The 17,063-nt window shown below is 67.0% G+C and carries 18 protein-coding genes; 9 read left to right on the top strand and 9 right to left on the bottom strand.

Translation table 11 applies throughout. The annotated features are described in order from the left end of the window. The first annotated feature begins 86 nt into the window (after nt 1-86). Genes A4R44_RS21165 through A4R44_RS21155 form a run of 3 tightly spaced genes read left to right on the top strand, consistent with a single transcriptional unit; the run spans nt 87 to nt 1,542 of the window. Nucleotides 87-677 (top strand): helix-turn-helix domain-containing protein, encoded by a 591-nt coding sequence (locus A4R44_RS21165; RefSeq protein ID WP_095213493.1) that lies wholly within the window; start codon nt 87-89, stop codon nt 675-677. 30 nt (nt 678-707) lie between these two features. Further along, nucleotides 708-1,094, top strand: coding sequence for a helix-turn-helix transcriptional regulator (locus tag A4R44_RS21160; RefSeq protein WP_067583346.1), 387 nt, complete (start codon nt 708-710; stop codon nt 1,092-1,094). Continuing rightward, nucleotides 1,048-1,542 carry an SRPBCC family protein gene (locus tag A4R44_RS21155; protein WP_067583343.1) on the top strand — a complete coding sequence of 165 codons (495 nt, stop codon included), beginning with the start codon at nt 1,048-1,050 and terminating at the stop codon, nt 1,540-1,542. The genes A4R44_RS21160 and A4R44_RS21155 overlap by 47 nt, the downstream gene beginning before the upstream one ends. 481 nt (nt 1,543-2,023) lie before the next feature. Here A4R44_RS21155 and mptB read toward each other — a convergent pair whose 3' ends face one another. Continuing rightward, nucleotides 2,024-3,688 carry a polyprenol phosphomannose-dependent alpha 1,6 mannosyltransferase MptB gene (mptB, locus tag A4R44_RS48130; RefSeq protein WP_198545382.1) on the bottom strand — a complete coding sequence of 555 codons (1,665 nt, stop codon included), beginning with the start codon at nt 3,686-3,688 and terminating at the stop codon, nt 2,024-2,026. A gap of 524 nt (nt 3,689-4,212) precedes the next feature. On the opposite strand from mptB, the gene A4R44_RS21140 reads away from it, so the two are divergent. Both A4R44_RS21140 and A4R44_RS21135 read left to right on the top strand, forming a co-directional pair. Further along, nucleotides 4,213-4,872, top strand: a complete 660-nt coding sequence (locus A4R44_RS21140) for a response regulator transcription factor (RefSeq protein ID WP_067583336.1) — start codon at nt 4,213-4,215, stop codon at nt 4,870-4,872. Continuing rightward, nucleotides 4,869-5,918: a HAMP domain-containing sensor histidine kinase gene (locus A4R44_RS21135; RefSeq protein ID WP_067583332.1), complete on the top strand. Its 1,050-nt coding sequence runs from the start codon at nt 4,869-4,871 to the stop codon at nt 5,916-5,918. Before A4R44_RS21140 ends, A4R44_RS21135 begins: the two co-directional genes overlap by 4 nt. Before the next feature lies 1 nt (nt 5,919). Here the strand turns inward: A4R44_RS21135 and A4R44_RS21130 are convergent, their stop codons facing one another. The 4 genes from A4R44_RS21130 to A4R44_RS21115 form a co-directional block, all read right to left on the bottom strand. After that, nucleotides 5,920-6,783: a 3-hydroxyacyl-CoA dehydrogenase family protein gene (locus tag A4R44_RS21130; protein WP_067583328.1), complete on the bottom strand. Its 864-nt coding sequence runs from the start codon at nt 6,781-6,783 to the stop codon at nt 5,920-5,922. A gap of 489 nt (nt 6,784-7,272) precedes the next feature. Further along, nucleotides 7,273-8,178 carry a carboxymuconolactone decarboxylase family protein gene (locus A4R44_RS21125; protein ID WP_067583325.1) on the bottom strand — a complete coding sequence of 302 codons (906 nt, stop codon included), beginning with the start codon at nt 8,176-8,178 and terminating at the stop codon, nt 7,273-7,275. A 1-nt stretch (nt 8,179) separates the two neighbouring features. Beyond that, nucleotides 8,180-8,806, bottom strand: coding sequence for a TetR/AcrR family transcriptional regulator (locus A4R44_RS21120; RefSeq protein WP_067583316.1), 627 nt, complete (start codon nt 8,804-8,806; stop codon nt 8,180-8,182). A gap of 100 nt (nt 8,807-8,906) precedes the next feature. Next, a complete protein-coding gene (locus tag A4R44_RS21115; RefSeq protein ID WP_067583314.1) occupies nt 8,907-9,650 on the bottom strand; it encodes a glucose 1-dehydrogenase in 744 nt (247 codons plus the stop codon). A gap of 91 nt (nt 9,651-9,741) precedes the next feature. On the opposite strand from A4R44_RS21115, the gene A4R44_RS21110 reads away from it, so the two are divergent. Further along, nucleotides 9,742-10,350, top strand: coding sequence for a TetR/AcrR family transcriptional regulator (locus tag A4R44_RS21110; protein WP_067583310.1), 609 nt, complete (start codon nt 9,742-9,744; stop codon nt 10,348-10,350). Nucleotides 10,351-10,353: 3 nt separating this feature from the next. On the opposite strand, the gene A4R44_RS21105 is transcribed toward A4R44_RS21110, so the two are convergent. Then, nucleotides 10,354-10,878 (bottom strand): TetR/AcrR family transcriptional regulator, encoded by a 525-nt coding sequence (locus A4R44_RS21105; RefSeq protein ID WP_067583308.1) that lies wholly within the window; start codon nt 10,876-10,878, stop codon nt 10,354-10,356. Nucleotides 10,879-10,936: 58 nt separating this feature from the next. On the opposite strand from A4R44_RS21105, the gene A4R44_RS21100 reads away from it, so the two are divergent. After that, nucleotides 10,937-11,896 carry an SDR family NAD(P)-dependent oxidoreductase gene (locus tag A4R44_RS21100; protein ID WP_232791701.1) on the top strand — a complete coding sequence of 320 codons (960 nt, stop codon included), beginning with the start codon at nt 10,937-10,939 and terminating at the stop codon, nt 11,894-11,896. Between the two features lie 640 nt (nt 11,897-12,536). Here the strand turns inward: A4R44_RS21100 and A4R44_RS21095 are convergent. Further along, nucleotides 12,537-13,376, bottom strand: coding sequence for an IS5 family transposase (locus tag A4R44_RS21095; protein ID WP_067583303.1), 840 nt, complete (start codon nt 13,374-13,376; stop codon nt 12,537-12,539). A gap of 164 nt (nt 13,377-13,540) precedes the next feature. After that, on the bottom strand, nt 13,541-14,629 hold the full coding sequence (locus tag A4R44_RS21090; RefSeq protein WP_161269504.1) for a C40 family peptidase: 1,089 nt from the start codon (nt 14,627-14,629) through the stop codon (nt 13,541-13,543). Between A4R44_RS21090 and A4R44_RS49160 the strand changes: the two genes are divergently transcribed. Continuing rightward, the gene (locus tag A4R44_RS49160; protein WP_163069781.1) at nt 14,511-14,915 is read left to right on the top strand and encodes a hypothetical protein; all 405 of its coding nucleotides are present in this window, start codon (nt 14,511-14,513) and stop codon (nt 14,913-14,915) included. The genes A4R44_RS21090 and A4R44_RS49160 overlap by 119 nt on opposite strands. Nucleotides 14,916-15,246: 331 nt before the next feature. Here the strand turns inward: A4R44_RS49160 and A4R44_RS21085 are convergent, their stop codons facing one another. Then, nucleotides 15,247-16,203, bottom strand: a complete 957-nt coding sequence (locus A4R44_RS21085) for a nucleoside hydrolase (RefSeq protein WP_067583300.1) — start codon at nt 16,201-16,203, stop codon at nt 15,247-15,249. Between the two features lie 52 nt (nt 16,204-16,255). Between A4R44_RS21085 and A4R44_RS21080 the strand changes: the two genes are divergently transcribed. Beyond that, nucleotides 16,256-17,011 (top strand): acyltransferase, encoded by a 756-nt coding sequence (locus A4R44_RS21080; protein WP_067583297.1) that lies wholly within the window; start codon nt 16,256-16,258, stop codon nt 17,009-17,011. Nucleotides 17,012-17,063 lie beyond the last annotated feature (52 nt).

Genomic DNA, 17,063 nt, shown 5'->3' with positions numbered 1-17,063 from the left:
CCTCCTGTCGGTCCCCTTGCCACCGGACTATCCGGAGAACGCGCCAACTTGACAAAGTTCTTTGCCGAAGTGGCAAATTGAACGGCATGAGCGAAGACGACCAGGAGCTCGGCGAGGTCCTGCACGCGGTCGGCCCGAGGCTGCGCGCCCTGCGCAAACAACGCAACGCGACGCTGACCGGTCTTTCGGAAACGACCGGCATCTCGGTGAGCACCCTGTCGCGGCTTGAGGCCGGCCAGCGCAAACCGTCCCTGGAACTGCTGCTGGCCCTGGCCCGCGCCTACCAGGTCCCGCTGGACGAACTGGTCGGCGCACCGCCGACCGGCGACCCGCGCCTGCACCCGAAACCGTTCGTCCGGCACGGCCGGACCTACCTGCCGCTCACCCGCCGCCCCGGCGGCCTGCGCGCCTACAAGATGATCCTCCCGCCAGAGCGAACCCCCGAACCCCCCGACCAGCGGGTCCACGAGGGATACGAGTGGATGTACGTCCTGTCCGGACAGCTGCGCCTGATGCTCGGCGACCACGACGTAATCCTCCGTCCAGGAGAGGTCGCCGAGTTCGACACCCACGTCCCGCACTGGTTCGGCAACGCGGGGGACGAGGTCTGCGAGGTCCTGGCCCTGTTCGGTCCGCAAGGAGAACGCTTCCACGTCCGCGCCCGCCCGACCTCTTGACGCATACCCATACCGGCATATGATTGAGGCATGGCACGGGCAGCAACCACCGCGGACGTCTTCAACGCCGTCGCCGAACCACGGCGCCGGGAAATCCTGGACGTCCTCGCCGAGGGCGAACGCCCAGTGAACGACCTGGTCCGCATGCTGGGCTTGGGCCAACCGCAAGTGTCGAAGCACCTGCGAGTACTGCGCGAGGTAGGCGCGGTCGAGGTGCGGGACGAGGGCAGGCAGCGCCTCTACAGCTTGAACGGCCGCGCCCTCAAACCGATCCACGACTGGGTGCGCCGCTACGAACGTTCCTGGGAGGAACGGTTCGCCTCGCTGGACGCCGTCCTGGAAGAAATGGACCCGACCGAGGAGAAAAACCATGACCGGCACGACGACCGGCACCGCGAAGGTGACCCTGCCCGCTGACGACCAGATCCTGATCACCCGCGATTTCGCCGCCCCGCGACAGCGCGTCTACCGCGCCTGGACCACGCCAGACCTGGTGAAACGCTGGTGGGCAGGCAACCGGGGCACCGTGACGTCCGTGGACATCGACCTGCGCGTCGGCGGCCAATGGCGCTACGTGATGCTGGCGAACGGCGATTTCGAGGTCGCTTTTCACGGCGAATATCGCGAGATAACGCCCAGCGAACGCCTGGTCCACACCGAGGTCTACGAAACCCCAGGAGCCTCGGACGCGGACGCCCCCGTGGTCACCGTGACGTTCGCCGAATCGGGCAACCGCACCACGGTGACCTTGCTGACCGAAACGCGTACCAAGGAACTCCGCGACGCCATCCTGGAGTCCGGTATGGAGGGTGGCATGCAGGAGTCGATGGACGCACTGGAGCAAGTCGCGGTTTCGCTGGATTGAGTTCTCTGGTGTTCTCCTCTCTGGACCTTGGTCCTGTCATGCCCGTGCCGTGCCGTGCCGTGCCGTGCCGTGCTGTCCCGTCCCGTCCCGTCCCGTCCCGTCCCGTGCCATGCCGGGTTGGGCTGGCCGGGCTGGGCCGGGCTGGGCCGGGCTTGTGCCGGTGCCTGGCTGAGCGTGGAGCCATTCCGAGCCCGCCCTCAGCCAGGCGTGCTCGGCCTGCCGTTCTTTTGCGCCAGCGCGACGGTCGCGTGACGCCCGGCCTTCCGTGACAGTGCGACGGTCGTGTGGTGCTCGGCCTTCTGTGTCAGCGCGACGGTCGTGTGACGCTCGGCCTTCGCGTCTGCGCGGCGGTCGTGTGACGCTCAGCCTTCCGCGTCAGCACGACGGCCGTGTAACGCCCGGCTCAGCCGAGCACCCGCGTTCCTCGGCGCATCCGTCTCCATCCGCCAGGGCCGACCGTGGTGCAGTAACAGCGACACGGTCACGATCCTTGAGCGCCACACCCAGACCGGCACGCAGATTCGCACGAATGGCAAGAAAATCCATTGATGGGTAAAGAAGAACCTTCGAAGGTTGATGCCACCACTCTACCACCGCCAGCATCACCCGGGCGTGCGAACTTCCCGTGCATCGTCAGCACGCCCACGACGATCGACGCCACCGCCAGCACCCCGAATCCCCAAGGCGGCAGCAAACTTTTCCCGTCAGGATGAGTGCTGACCACCAGCCACGCGGACGCAGCAGCCGCGACGGCGACCCGGGAAACAGGCCACGCAGCAGCACTTCCCAGAACCAGCGGCCACGTGAAATACCAGGGAAGAGCCACCGGTGCCAGCACAACAGTCGCAAACAGGGCCGCAGCAGCACCACGCACCACGCCCGCGCCGCCCGCTCGCGAACGCCACCACAGCCAAGCGACCACAACCACGAGCGCGACGCAGCCCGCAATCCGGCTCACCGCAACGGCTTCCGCGGAATCATCTGTCAGAACGCCCACGATCTTCCCGGCCGAAGTCGAAGCCGACAGCCAAGGCTTCAGCATCGAATTTCCGCTCAACGCACGAATCCATCCGAGGCCGACTCCGGCGACGACACTGCAGAGGCCTATCGTAGCGACCACAACGGACACTGCGGCGACGAACGTGAATCCATAGCCACGAACAGAAATCCGCCCGCCCGATCGACGGCGCGCCCACTCCCACCAGAGAAACGGCAACGCCACCGCGGCCGGAGCTTTCACCGCCGCGGCAAGCGCTACCAAGACGAACCCCAACCCTGGTAGAGTGGTGATCACCAACGCAGCGCCCGCACTCAAGAGCCCGATCATCAGCAAGTCGTTGTGCCCGCCTGAAACCACGCACAGCACCGTCAACGGGTTCGCGGTTGCCAGCCACAGCGCACACTCCGCTCGCGCGCCCAGTCGTCGGCACAGGATCGGCACCGCGACGAACATCAGCGCCAGACCCGCCGTCATGGCAAGGCGGGTCAGCAGCGCCCCGAGTATCACGTTGTCACCAGTCACCGAGAGGACGCTTTTCACGATCAGGATTTGCAACGGCCCGTAGGGCGACGGAATACGCAGCCAGTCACCGGCCGTGTTGTCGGTGATCGGACCCGGAAAGTCAGCCGCAACGCGGGTATAGGGATCGAAGCCGGCGTGTGCCACCACGCCCTGTGCGAGATACGTGTACAGGTCCGTGCTGAACAACGGCGGTGCGCAGAGCAGCGGCACGCACCACATCCAGGTCGTCCGCACGATCTTCCGTGCGTTCACCTGGCCCGCGCGCGCAGAATGTCCTAATCGGACCCAAGCTGATATCAGGAGGAAAATGCCGAGATAGACAACAGCAGTCGCCAGCAGGCGGCCATGGCCGAACCGCACGGCGCTCAACACGGTCCCCGACAGCACGGGGTCGTGCCGCGGCGTCGCGCCCGCGCCGAACGCGCCGAGCGAAACCAGTACCGATCCGGCGAGCCCAACGGCAGACGCTCCCCGTCCGGGAGACCGTGCCGCCGAGGCGCGTTTCCTGGTGTGCGCTGGGAGGGACGCGTTTCTTCTGCCGAGTGCTGGTGTGGACACGCGCTTCCCGGAGAGTCCGGAGGCAGACTCGTTCGCTCCGGAAGACTTCACGGCGAAGGTGCGCATTCCCGGACGCGCTGAGGCAGGCGCGTGCTTTCCGGTGAGCATCGGGACGGACACGCGTTTCCCGGCGGCTCGCGCGACGGGCCAGACCCATGCCATCGATCCCGGCCATGTGACGAATCCGGACAGCCCAAGGCACCCAGGCTGTGCCAAGAATCCGGACTGCGCGGCCGGTTCGAGCCGTCCGGTGCTCCCGGAGCCTGCGGGCGGCCTGGACGATGGGCTGGACGCGACGATCGCGACCCCGCTGACTGACCCGAGCTGTGAGGTGGATCCGCCCGGCTCGAGCAGTGCGCGAGGCCGGATTCGCGCACTCGGCTCAAGCCGTGCGCTGCGCTGGAACCGCGCGGCAGACCAGCGTCTCGCGACCGGCCCGCCCGCCCCCGCGAACCGTGTACCAGACGCGCGTTTCCTGGCGAAGATCATCCCGCAGGTCTAGTCAGCGCGTGATCCCGAGCAGTTAAGATCGGCGTTTATCCGGTCTTTATCCGCCCGGGGGTGTACTGGCGCTCGTGAGGGGAAACTGAATGCGAGTGCTCGTGGCCGAGGACGAGCGGATGCTGGCCGACTCTGTCACGGAGGGATTGCGGCATCTGGGCATGGCAGTCGACGTCTGCTACGACGGCGATGCCGCGCTCGAACGCGTCGCCGTCCATCGGTACGACGTCGTGCTGCTGGACCGCGACCTGCCCCGGGTGCACGGCGACGAGATCTGCCGCAGGATCGCCGGCGACAGCGCCGAGACCCGGGTGCTGATGCTGACCGCCGCGGCGGGTATTCGCGACCGGGTCGAAGGGCTCGGCCTGGGCGCGGACGACTATCTCACGAAGCCGTTCGCGTTCGCCGAACTCGTCGCCAGGGTGCACGCGCTGGCGAGGCGGGCACGACCCTCGTTGCCGCCGGTGCTGTGCGGCGCGGGCGTCGAACTGGATCCGGCCAAGAGGTTCGCGTCGCGCGACGGCCGGCCGTTGTCCTTGTCTCCCAAGCAATTCGCCGTGCTGGAGGTGCTGCTGCGGGCCGAGGAGCGGGTCGTCAGCCCGGAAGAGCTGCTGGAGAAGGCATGGGACGAACACGCCGATCCGTTCACGAACACAGTGCGGATGACGGTCATGACGCTGCGGAAGAAACTCGGCCCGCCGCCGATAGTCCACACAGTTCCCGGCGCTGGCTACCGTTTGGCTACTTGAAACGGGCCCGGGCCTCGCTGCGCGGTCGCATCGAGCTGGTGTTCCTCGGCGGACTGCTGGTCGCGCTGGTGCTGGCCTACCCGGTCGGCAAAGGAGCCGCCATGGTGCTCGGGACCTACGTGGACAGTTCGTTCTGCCCTCGCGGTACCGCTTGCCGCAACCCGCTGGGCACGATCTGGTGGTTCCTGCCGCTGGTCCTCGTCGTCGTTGTGGCGATTCGCGGGTGGCGTCCGGTGGTGTCGTGGGTGGTGCGGCCGTTGCTGGATCTTTCGTCCACCATCGACCAGCTGGGCCCGCAGAACCTGGGACAGCGCATGCCCCCGCACCAGACCGAGCGCGAGCTGTGGGTCCTCTCGACGGCGGTCAACGGAATGCTCGACCGCGTCGCAGCCGGCTTCGAAGGCCAGCGCCGATTCGCCGCGAACGCGTCACACGAGCTGCGCACGCCGCTTGCCGTGCAGCGGACGCTCGCAGAGGTCGCGATCGTCACCGGCGGGGGAGAGGACGTGCGGCGGCTCGCGGCACAGCTGCTCGTCGTCAACGAACGCAACGAGCAGCTGATCGAGGGCCTGCTGGTGCTGGCCGAAGCCGACCGCGGACTGCCCGGCACGATCCCGGTCCGGCTTGACGAACTGGTGGACGCCGTCGTCGCCCGGTACGGCGACCAGCTGACCGAGCACGAACTGACCCTGCGCCGTCACTCCGCCGAGCGCGCGGTATCCGGCGATCCCGTCCTGCTCGAACGGATGATCGCCAACCTCGTGCACAACGCGATCAAGTACAACCGCCCCGGCGGATGGGTCGAGGTGCACGTTGGCGGCGAGCCGGCACTGAGCGTCCGCAACTCCGGCGACCGAGTGCCTGCCGAGGCGGTCGATTCGCTGTTCCAGCCGTTCCGCAGGCTGACCGCCGAACGCCTGAACCATCGCGACGGAGCCGGCCTCGGATTGTCGATCGTGAACTCGGTAGCCACCGCACACGGCGGTCGCGTCTCCGCGGTCGCGGTGGCGGACGGCGGGCTGCAGGTCGACGTCGTGCTGCCATGATTCAGCCGTACGAGTAAAACCCCTCGCCGGTTTTGATCCCGAGCTTCCCCGCCTCGACGTAGCTGCGCAGCAGGTCCCTCGGCCCGGTCGGGAGGTGCGGATTCTCGTCCGCGTAATGGTTTTCGATGTCCAGCACGACGTCCAGTCCGACCTGGTCCATCATCTGGAACGGCCCGTACGGCAGATGCCAGTTGATTTTGAACATCCCGTCCACATCCTCCGGCCGGGCGACGCCCTCCTCGACTACGGCCAGCGATTCCCGTTTGATCGCCGCCCACACACGGTTGAAAATGAAGCCGACGCTTTCCTTACGCGCCTCGAACGGATGAATGCCGAACTCCGGCAACACTCCGAGCAGCGTGTCGAGCACGGCCCGGCCGGTTTCGCCGTCGGACATGAGGTCGACCGCGTTCGCCGTCGGCGGCATGTAGAAGTGGATGTTGCACAGCCGCGATTTGTCACGCACCTTCTCGGCCATCATCCGCGACGGATACGACGACGAGTTCGTGGCGAAGATGGCGTCGGCAGGCGCGGCTTCGTCGATCTGACCCCACAGCGGGATTTTGATGTCCAGCCGCTCCGGCACCGCCTCCACGACAAGCCACGCGTCGCGCAGGGCGTCCTCGATCGACGTCGCGTCCTCGACCTGGCCGATCTCGCCGTTGCCGCGTTTTTCCAGCAGGACAGGCAACGCCTCCGCCACGTATTCGGCTGCGGCAGCGACCTGTTCGGCGCTCGGGTCGCTGATCCGCACGGTCCCGCCGCGTGAGGCGAACATCAGCGCGATGCGCCTGCCCAACGTCCCGGCACCGAACACGGTGACCGGCCGGTCGCGGATCTGGTCGAATGTGTACGCGTACGGCATGGCGGCTCACCTTTCGATCTTGAGCCAAGAAGACCACCCGTCCTCGTCCGCCGCAATTCCGCGCCCCCTGCCGGGGGAACGGCCGCGCAGGATGCGGCAGTGGCCGAGGTTCGCCGTCTCTGTTACGACTTCGTCCGTCGTGCCGGCGGAACCTTGACCGATTCTCGTGTCCCGTCGGTCACGCCGAACTTCCGTCAAGCTGTCATCGAGCAGCCTGACCGCACGATCTCGGTCGTCGCTGCCAACGACGCACCGGTGGTCGNTGGTCGCGCTCGCTCGCCTCGCTCATTGGACTTCGCGCCGACGCGGGAACGGGGACCGTCGGAGTTCGCCGACGAATCGGACCTGACCGCGGTGCTGGCGGAAACAGGGCAGTTCCAAGTGCTCACGCCAGCGACCTCGACCGGTCCTTCGCCGCCAAAGATCGGTCACACCTCACGCGGTCCGACGTCGCCTACTGGAAACCATCGACGGTCGGCGAAGCCTTCTTCAACTACTGGGACTGACCTCCCGAACCCCGGTCAGCGGAAAGGTGCCGCCACCGGACACCGTGACGGAGCCGGAGAACGCATCCCCGTCAACCGTGCCGGTCACGCTTACCTCGAAGCGCGCCGGATCAGTCACCAGCGCGGTGAAGGTGACCTTTTGACCGTCGACTGTCCCCGACACGATGGGGACCGTGACCTTCAGCTGCGTGTCGAAAATGGAACCGGACACCTTGGTGCCGTCGGTCCCGAGGTCGAGGAGCAGGTCCTTGCTTCCCGCCGGATGGGTGAACGTGATCTTCCAGCTGCCGTCCGGGCCGGTTTCGCCGCTGGCGGGCCGAACCTGCTGAGCCGGGGCAACCACGGGCGCCGGTGGTTCGCCGAGCGCCGGCTGCCCGGGCTTCACCGGGACGCCCGCGGAATTGAGGAATCCCGCCATCATCCGGTAGTAGCCGACGAGGAACAGAATCTCGATGATCTCGGCGTGGTCGCGGGTCGCGGCGAGAGCTGTCCAGGTTCCGTCGGACACAAAGACATCCGCGCACAGTTCATCGACGGCGCGCAGCACCGCGTCGTCCTCGGGCGGCCAACTGGCGTCCGGATCGGAGAGAGCCGCGATCTCCGCGTCCGTCGCGCCACCGCCGAGTGCGGCGGGCGCGTGGTTGGCCCACTCATACGGAGCGTCGCACCGGAGCGCGACGCGAAGAATCGCCAGCTCGCGGATCCGCGGATGCAGTTTCCCTCGGCTCAACAGGTAACCGCCCAATGCACCGGACGCCTGCAGCACTTCCGGCGCGCGGGCGAGAACCTGGATCACGGTGTCCGCGCCGAGTTTCGCCAGTTTTTGCCGCTCGGGATCCATCTCGTCGAGTTCGAGCGGCGGGATGCGGGGAATCGTCGCGTGCGGCATGTCAGTTTCCTTCCGCCGGCAGGCGGTCGAGCGCCACCTGCGCTTCGTCGAGGCTGAGCTGCGGATGCGAGTAGATGTCGATCAGCGCGCGGGCGAGCATGTTGTCGCCCGCCGGGCTGAGGATGTCGATGCCTGCCGCACGGGAAACATGCTGGTGCAGCACGGTGATCGACAACGCCATCGCGGTGCCGATCGCGGCGCGGACCTTGGGGTCGACCGTCGGCGGGTCCGTCCGTTGCCGGTCAGTGGCGACAAGCCGGCTCGTGCCGAGTTCGACCATCTCGTCGAACAACGGCGCGACGCCGCCTTCGACCAGCGCCCGGACGAGATAGTCCCGGTAGGGCCCGACGGCGACCCGCGCCGCCGCGACGGGATTCGCGGTGACGCTGGCGGCCAGGTCGTCCGGCACCTGGTCGTTGAGCTGGCGAAGGAGCTTGATCAGGTGCGCGTCGCACGCCTCGCGGAGCGCCTGCTTGGACCCGAAGTGGTGCCGCACCAATCCCAACGACACTCCGGCTTCCACCGCGATGCCCCGGATCGTCGCGCGCTCGAAGCCGTGCTCGCCGAAGTGCCGCATCGCCGCGTCGCGGATACGGGCACGCGCGGTCAGGTCGTCGGGGTCAGTCATGGAGTCGTCGCTATACGCATGAATAGCAGACTACACGTTCGTATAGTATCCGCGCCAGTACGAAACGGCGGGAACGTCGTTGTCCCCGCGCTGCCGCTGGTCAGAACTGCTTTTCGCCACCGTCGACGTAGATGTTCGCGCCAAGGATGAAGCTGCTCTGGTCAGAGGCGAGGAACAGCACGGCATCGGCGACCTCGCGCGGTGTTCCCATCCTGCCGAGCGGAACGCGCGCCGCGAAACTCGCCCGAGCCTCGTCGACCTTGTCCGCGCCAACCGCCTTTTCGAGCACCGGCGTGTCGATGGTGCCGGGCGACACCACGTTGACCCTGATGCCACGGTCCTTCAGTTCGTTGGCCCAAGTTCGGCCGTAGGAGCGGAGGGCGGCTTTGGATGCCGAATACGCCCCGAAAGTCGCGAGGCCGTCATCCGCGCGCACCGACGAGTTCAGGATCACCGACGCGCCTTTGTTGAGCAGCGGCAACGCTTTCTGCACGGTGAAGAGCGTGCCGCGGACGTTGGTGGCGAAGACCTGGTCGAAGTGCTCTGGGGTGGTCTCCTCCAGGCTTGCGAAAGATCCCGCTGCCGCGTTGGCGAAAACGATGTCGAGACCCTTGCCGCGGGCGCGAACCGCGGCGTAAAGCCGATCGAGGTCCGCCAGATCGGCGATGTCGCCCGCTACCGCGGTGGCCGAACCGATGGTCTTCACGGCGGACTCCAGCGCGTCCTGATTCCGGCCGGTGATGAAGACATGCGCGCCCTCGGCGGCGAGCCGCTCGGCCGCGGCCAGGCCGATCCCGCTGCTTCCGCCGGTGACGATCGCTGTCTTGCCCTCAAACTGTCCCATTCCTGACCTCCGGATAGTTAAGTACCGATCGGTACTTAAAGCGACCGTATCACTTATGAACCGATCGGTACCGAAGGAGTATGCTGGCGAGGTGACCAGTCAGGACAAGGCGCACATCGGCCGCCCGCGCGGATTCGACGCCGACGAGGCATTGCGGCGCGCGATGCTGGTGTTCTGGGAGCAGGGCTACGAAGGGGCCAGCTTGGCCGACCTGACCGAGGCCATGGGCATCACGAAAACCAGCATGTACGCGGCTTTTGGCAACAAAGAGCAGCTGTTCCGCAAGGCTTTGGCGCTGTACGACGAAGGCCCTGCCTCCTACGGCCCGCGAGCGTGGGCCGAGCCGACCGCCGCCAAGGTGGCCGCCGCGATACTCAACGGTGCCGTCCGAGCGACGACCGATCCCGGCTGCCCGCCCGGATGCCTGGGCGTCCAAGGCTCGTTGGCAGCTGGCGAACTAGGCCACCCCGCGCGCGAATTGCTCTTCGAGTGGCGAAACGCCGCGCGCCGAGCCCTTGAGAAGCGATTTCGACGCGCCATCGAGGAACGCGATTTGCCACCGGACGCCGATGCGGCGCGGCTGGCTCGCTACGTCATGACGGTCGCGTTCGGAATCGCCGTCGAAGCGGCAAGCGGCGCAACCCGTGAAGAGCTGCAGGAAGTCGCCGACGCGGCTCTGTGCAACTGGCCGCCTGCCTGAGTTTCAGCGTTTGCGGTAAAGGTCGACCGCGATGGTCATCCGAGCGCGGAACTCGTCGCGGGTCTCCGCGTCGTGCTTGATCCCGATCGCGGTGCTGATCAGTGTTCCTGCGACGTCTGCGGGGGAGCGTCCCCCGATCGCCTCGATGACCAGCGCGCGGAACCGTTTCGGGTACTCGGCTGGCATCGTGCCGAGCAGGTCGGGATTCGAGTCGATCAGAACGCCGATCTCCGCGGCCATCGGTCCCACGTAGCGACCGGCCCAGTGATCGAACGCCTCGACCAGCCGCTCGCGCAGCGGTTGCCGCGAATCGGCGAGAGCGCGCCGGGCTGCCTCGATGCTGCCGTCGAGCGAATGCCGCACGGTGGCGCGGAACAGTTCCGGCTTGGACGAGAAGTAGAAGTACAAACCAGGACGCGAGATGTCCGCGGCATTCGCGACGTCGTCCATGGACGCCTTGCGATAGCCGTAGCGCGCGAACACCTCCAAGGCCGAGTCCAGTACGTGCGTGCGCCGATCACTGCTCATAGACACACTATACAAAGAAGGTACTATGCGTATAGTCCGAAGGGTGTCTCGAACCTCCTTGATCCGCACGGCCTTCGACGCCACCAGCACCGCCGATGACGTCATCGCAGGCCAGAGCCTCATCGGCGTCCGCGCAATCGTGACCGGTGCCACGTCCGGCCTCGGCCGCGAAACAGCCCGCGCGCTCGCGTCCGCCGGCGCAGACGTCACCCTGGCCGTACGCAATACTGCCCTCGGCACGAGCGGTGCCGAGGAGATCACCGCCTCCACCGGAAACCGCGCCGTCCGCGTCGCGCACCTCGAACTGGCCGACCTCGCCGCCGTCACCCGCTTCACCGACAGCTGGGACGGCCCGCTGCACCTGTTGATCAACAATGCCGGCGTCATGCGGCCCACCCTGGGCCGCACTCCGCAGGGTTGGGAACTGCAGTTCGCGACCAATCACGTCGGCCACTTCGCGCTGGCGCTGGGACTGCACGACGCCCTAGCCGCAGGCGCGAACCAGCGAGGAACGGCCCGGATCGTCGCGGTGACCTCCGGTGCGCACATGTACTCACCCGTTGTCTTCGATGACATCCACTTTACCCGCCGCGCCTACGACCCCCAATTGGCTTACGGGCAGTCGAAAACGGCCAACTCGCTGTTCGCTGTCGAGGCGACTCGCCGGTGGGCAGCCGACGGAATCATCGCCAACGCGGTCAACCCCGGCGGAGTTTCCACTGGCCTGCAACGGGATTTCACCCAACACATGAAGGACCACCTAGATCGGCTCGAAGCCGCCGGAGTCTTCGCATACAAGACCGTCGGACAAGGCGCGGCCACCACTCTCGTCGCCGCGACCGCCCGAGAATTCGCCCATAACGGTGGCCATTACCTGGACGACGGCAACGAAGCCGCGACAGTTCCCGACGACGTCGACTTGGCAGGAAACAGTCATGCAGTCAAACGCTGGGCCCGCGACGCCGCGGCCGCGCACCAGCTATGGGAGGTGTCCCTAAATCTGGTCCGTCAACGCTGACGGACCCACTGAATACCCAACACGGTCCGCGAAAGCGCGTAATTGTGTTGCCGCAAGGGCGGTTTCCTCGCATTCGCAAGGTTCTGCTGTGAACACGAGAGCTTGAGCCGCATATCTGTGGTTGTCATTGCGAGTGGCAGGCGCTATGGACCACGGCACGTGAGCGAACCACGCTGCTGACCGACGCAGTGCGAAGGGCCAACCTTCGGCACCACGACCTGCTTGCTGACAACTACCGCCACCTTAGACGACCACCGCGCGGGCCTCCGCGACTGCTGCCGCCTCGGCGACGATGGAGGCACCGGGTTTCGTCGCAGGCACCGCTTTGCTGAAGCGCACAGGCATCACCTACTAGCCGAGCAAGCACCGCCTGGTTGCCTGCACTTTTGCTCAGCCGTGCTTTGGCCCTCGGATGCCGAGATTTCACAACGACACTCAAACGACAAAGCTGGCCAATGACCACGTCATGCGCTGCTCCACAGACCCCGCGCCCAGGTGGCGACATCATCTCGCCACCACCCCCCCGGATCGCCCAGCGGTCCCGAACCCCAGGCTCTCGCCGCTGAACGGCGAAAGCGCCGCCCAACGCGAGCCTCATCCGGAAACCCCGTCGGTCCTCAGAGCCTGTTTTTGAACTTGGCTAGGTGGTCCTGGCCTGTTTTTTCCGGCGGGTCAGGCTTCTGGTCATCATAGTGATCATGGCGTTGTTGATGAATGCGGCGGAGTGGCCGGGCAGGCGTTCGTAGTCGCGGACGTTGCGGCGGGCTTGGGTGATCCAGGAGAAGGTGCGTTCCACCACCCAGCGCCGCGGCAGGATCACGAAGGAGGTCTGCCCGGCGATCTTTTTCACCACGCCGAAGGTGATCCGCAGGGCGTCTTTGGCCCAGTCGGCCAAAGCCTTGCTGGTGTAGCCGCCGTCGGCCCAGACCCAGGCGACGCCGCGGAAGGCGGTGTGCAGCGCGGTGAGCAGCTGGCGGGCGGCTGCGCGGTCTTGCAGGCTGGCGGCGGTGACCAGCACGACCAGCAGGAGTCCCTGGGTGTCGACGGCGATGCGGCGTTTGCGGCCGTCGATTTTCTTCCCGCCGTCGTAACCCCGCGACGGGCGCCCGACGGTCTCGGCGGCCTTGACCGGCTGGGAATCGATCACCGCCGCGGACGGCGCCGGATTCCGGTCCGCGCGCAGCCGGATCTTCTCACGCAGCCGGTCGCGGATCCTCTCGAACACCCCGGCTTCGCTCCAGCGGGCGAAGAATCCGTGCACGGTCTGCCACGGCGGGAAATCCGCCGGCAGCGCCCGCCATTTGATGCCGTTGTCGGTCACATACCGCAACGCGTCGACAATCACCCGCCGGTGATGTTTCTCCGGCCGCCCGCCCGCCGCGGTCTTGCACGCGGGCCGAGGCAGCAACGGCTCCAGCAATGCCCACTCGGCGTCAGTGGTGCCCGACGGGTAACGGCGGATGCGACAGCCCGCCGACATGGGCTGACCTGCGGCAGGGTACAAAGAAGACCGGGCCTCTGCTTGTTCGTGATCATGATGTGGTGTCTAGATCACCAGCAGAGGCCCGACCCACACCCGCCAACAGGTTCAAAGACAGGCTCTCGGGACGGCAGGCCTTGGTTCTCGAGACGTCACCGCGCAGGTCAGGCCGTCGGCCGCCCCGCGCCCGCGTAGTCGTCGCCAGGCTTCCGATACGGATGAACCTGCACCGCCTGCCCGGTCTGCGGCGCGTCGATCATCTGCTGATTCCCGATGTACAGCCCTACATGATGGATCTTCGTAGCGGGCGCGCCGTAGAAGATCAAATCGCCTAATTGAGGTTCGCTCACATGGGCAACGCTGCGGAATTGCGTGTCCGCCGTCCGCATCAGCTTGACGTCAGCGCTGGCGTAAGCCGCGGTCGTCAGACCGGAACAGTCGAACCCCGGGTCGGCGTCGCGAGTGCCGTTGCCGCCCCAGACGTACGGCAGGCCAATCTGGTCGATCGCGAAGCCGACCGCAGTGAGCACCGCGGGATTGGGCGGCTGATCGCTTTGGCCGACCGTGCCGTAGACGTTGGTCGTCGCAAGCGTCCGATGCAAGACGACCGGAGCCGGCTCCAACGTGGCGACCCCGTTCCACCAGTCCGTCGCCAGATCGCGGCCATTCGCACAGAGCGTGCGCCCAGCCGCGAGCGCCGAGTCATCGATGTTCTGAATGTCAGGCTTACCGCCGGACGCGCTGCGCTGCCACTTGCTCCACACCGCGGGGGAGAGCTGCAACGGCCCAGCGGCCCCCGGCGTCGAAACGGGCCGGTGATAGAAGTCGAGAACCTCCACCGTGCCAAGCGGTTTCGCGAGAGTCCCGTTCTCCCCGACTCGATTACCCTGCGCCCGTCCATGATCGCTGGCGATCTTCCCGATCGCGGCGAGAGTGATCCAGGACAGGTGACAGCCGGGCTGTTCCTTGCCGAGCGTGACAGTCGCCTGCGCGTACCCGTTCATCGCCCGCAACGGAATGTCGAGCCACTGACTGGTCCGCGACGCCCACGCCCCGAACTCCCCAGCCCGCGGCACCCCAGGCTGGCTCGGCACCGCCGACGTCGGCGCAGTCGAAACCGGAGCCGTCTTCGAGGTGCTCGGGACCAACGACGACGTCGCCGCGACGTTCCCGGAATTCGCATCACCGGCACCGCTCGGCAAAACCCGCACCGCGACGACCAACGCCGCGACGACCGCCACCAACGCCACCACGGCCCGCCGATTCCGCGCGAGAAACCCCTGCCTCGCAGAACGCGCGATCCCGGTGCCCTCCGAGGCCTGGACCCCGTCGCCATTTAACGGCGACGCGCTGTTCAGCTCAGGCGAGTCGCCTCCCAACGAGGACTCAGCAGCCAGCCCGGAGGTTTCGCCACTGAGCGGCGACAAACTGGTCGACGCAGGATTTTCGCCACTTGCTGGCGACGATTCACCGACCGGCGAACGTCCGGGGCCGACTGTTTCGGCGCCCATCGGCGACGCCTCACCCGCGGCAGAATGACCGGAGCTGGCTGATTCGGCACTTACCGGCGACGCCTCACCGGCAGGCGAATCACTCGCGCCGACTGTTTCGCCGCTCAGCGGCGACTCACTGGTCGACCCAGGATTTTCGCCACGCGCTGGCGACGATTCACCGACCGGCGAACGTCCGGAACCGACAGATTCGCCGCCCACCGGCGACGCCTCACCTGCGGATGAATCATCCGCGCCAACCGATTCGCCACTAACCGGCAACGAACCCGCACCCCCAGGCTCCCCGCCGCCCGCACCCGCCGTCGCACCAGGCGTGACCTGCGATTCGCCGTCCAGCGGCGATCTCCCGGCCCCGTCCATCACCGGCCCCCGGCGAGTCTCGACAACACGAACTCGCGCAGCACATCCAGTTCCGTGTCCACTGCCACCTCGACCGGCCGCCCGGTCGAGATGTTCGGGACCGCCCGCCGGTCGACGATCGTCATACCGCGAGTCGGGCCGAGGCCGGAGTCGATGTCGACCGGGTAGGTCTCCGCGCGCAGGATGCCCGGGTGGATCGNGTGGATCGCCTCGGCGACAGCCACCGCGTCGTGCAGGACGATGCCTTCATAGCCGAGCACTTGCCGGTAGTGCGCCAGGTAGTCCGGAGTGAACGAGTTCAGCGCCTGCCCGACCGGTCCGGACGCCGCGAGTTTCGCCAGCCACGTGCTGTCGACCGCGCACCGGTGTGTGAGATCGAGGGGGACCATCACGCACGGAACGTCGTCCTCGGCGATCACGCGTCGTGCCGCGTCTGGGTCGGCCCAGATGTTGAATTCGGAGACCGCGGTCGAGTTGCCGAGGGTGATCGCGCCGCCCATCAGGACAATGCGCGCGATCTTCGAACGCACCCCGGGGTGGGCCGCGAGCAAGGCGGCGATGTTGGTGAGCGGGCCGATCGGCGCGATGGTCACCGGCTCGTCCGAGGCTTCGAGCAGCGACACCATCAGGCTGACCGCGTCGGAATCCTCGAGCGGGCGGGTGGCGTCGGGCAGCGAAGCGGCGTGCCCGGAAAGTCCGTCGGAGCCGTGGACGGTGCTCGACCGGTGCAGTTCGCGGTAGAGGAGCGGCCTCGACGCGCCTGCGGCGACCGGCACGTCCGGGCGGTCGCACAGCTGCAGCAGACGGCGTGCATTCGAGGTTGTCGTGGCCAGCGGTACGTTGCCGAAGACAGTCGTCACGCCCAGCAGGTCGACGTCCGCCGACCTCGCGGCCAGTGCGATCGCGAAGGCATCATCGACGCCGGGGTCGGTGTCGATGATCAGCTTGGTCCCCATCCTGCTCCCCTTGCCTGTGGCCGACCGTCGCCCACAGGTTACGGTCAAGAGCATGACGTCGATGTGGGGTGCGCCCGCGTTGTCGCGCGTGCGCGCCTGGCGGCGGGCCCGGCGGGACCCGCACCAGGCGAAGTTCCTGACGGCCGACTCGCTGCGCTGGATCCTGCGCAATCGCGCCTACACGCCGTGGTACCTCGTGCGCTACTACCGGCTGCTCAAATTCCGCATCGCGAACCCGCACATCATCCTGCGCGGCATGCTGTTCCTCGGAAAGAACGTCGAGATCCACTGCCGTCCCGGATACGGCCGGATGGAGATCGGCCGCTGGGTGCACATCGGTGACGGCAACGCCATCCGCTGTCACGAGGGGTCCCTTCGCATCGGCGACAAGTCGGTGTTCGGCCGGCAGAACGTGATCAACTGCTACCTCGACATCGAGCTCGGCGCCGCCACGCTCGTCGCCGACTGGGTGTACATCTGCGACTTCGACCATGTGACCGCGGACATCCACGTGCCGATCAAGGACCAGGGCATCGTCAAGTCTCCGGTCCGGATCGGCCCGGACACGTGGCTCGGCACGAAGGTCAGCATCCTCAAGGGCACGCGCGTCGGCCGCGGCAGCGTGCTCGGTGCGCACGCGGTGGTGCGGGGTGACATCCCGGACTACTCGATCGCGGTCGGTTCACCGGCCCGGGTGGTCCGCAACCGCGAGGACGACTACGCGGCGGATGCCGCCCGGCGCGAGGCCGTCGCCGACATGGCGCGCAAGGCGAACAAGGCACTGCAGAAGACACTCGGCGACAGCTGAGGTCAGCGAGCCGGTCGTCGGTTCGGCGGCGAAAATGACCTGACAATGTCGA

It is taken from the genome of Amycolatopsis sp. M39 (assembly GCF_001651785.1).
In the GTDB taxonomy this organism is placed as follows: domain Bacteria; phylum Actinomycetota; class Actinomycetes; order Mycobacteriales; family Pseudonocardiaceae; genus Amycolatopsis; species Amycolatopsis rubida.
Note: the sequence above shows the minus strand (reverse complement) of the source record. Positions and strands in the feature narration are given on the sequence as shown.

Bases quoted from the DNA above. Each gene is read 5' to 3' on its own strand.
- A4R44_RS21165 (WP_095213493.1), top strand. From the start codon at position 87: ATGAGCGAAGACGACCAGGAGCTCGGCGAGGTCCTGCACGCGGTCGGC.
- A4R44_RS21160 (WP_067583346.1), top strand. From the start codon at position 708: ATGGCACGGGCAGCAACCACCGCGGACGTCTTCAACGCCGTCGCCGAA.
- A4R44_RS21155 (WP_067583343.1), top strand. From the start codon at position 1,048: ATGACCGGCACGACGACCGGCACCGCGAAGGTGACCCTGCCCGCTGAC.
- mptB (WP_198545382.1), bottom strand. From the start codon at position 3,688: ATGCGCACCTTCGCCGTGAAGTCTTCCGGAGCGAACGAGTCTGCCTCC.
- A4R44_RS21140 (WP_067583336.1), top strand. From the start codon at position 4,213: ATGCGAGTGCTCGTGGCCGAGGACGAGCGGATGCTGGCCGACTCTGTC.
- A4R44_RS21130 (WP_067583328.1), bottom strand. From the start codon at position 6,783: ATGCCGTACGCGTACACATTCGACCAGATCCGCGACCGGCCGGTCACC.
- A4R44_RS21125 (WP_067583325.1), bottom strand. From the start codon at position 8,178: ATGCCGCACGCGACGATTCCCCGCATCCCGCCGCTCGAACTCGACGAG.
- A4R44_RS21120 (WP_067583316.1), bottom strand. From the start codon at position 8,806: ATGACTGACCCCGACGACCTGACCGCGCGTGCCCGTATCCGCGACGCG.
- A4R44_RS21115 (WP_067583314.1), bottom strand. From the start codon at position 9,650: ATGGGACAGTTTGAGGGCAAGACAGCGATCGTCACCGGCGGAAGCAGC.
- A4R44_RS21105 (WP_067583308.1), bottom strand. From the start codon at position 10,878: ATGAGCAGTGATCGGCGCACGCACGTACTGGACTCGGCCTTGGAGGTG.
- A4R44_RS21095 (WP_067583303.1), bottom strand. From the start codon at position 13,376: ATGTCGGCGGGCTGTCGCATCCGCCGTTACCCGTCGGGCACCACTGAC.
- A4R44_RS21080 (WP_067583297.1), top strand. From the start codon at position 16,256: ATGACGTCGATGTGGGGTGCGCCCGCGTTGTCGCGCGTGCGCGCCTGG.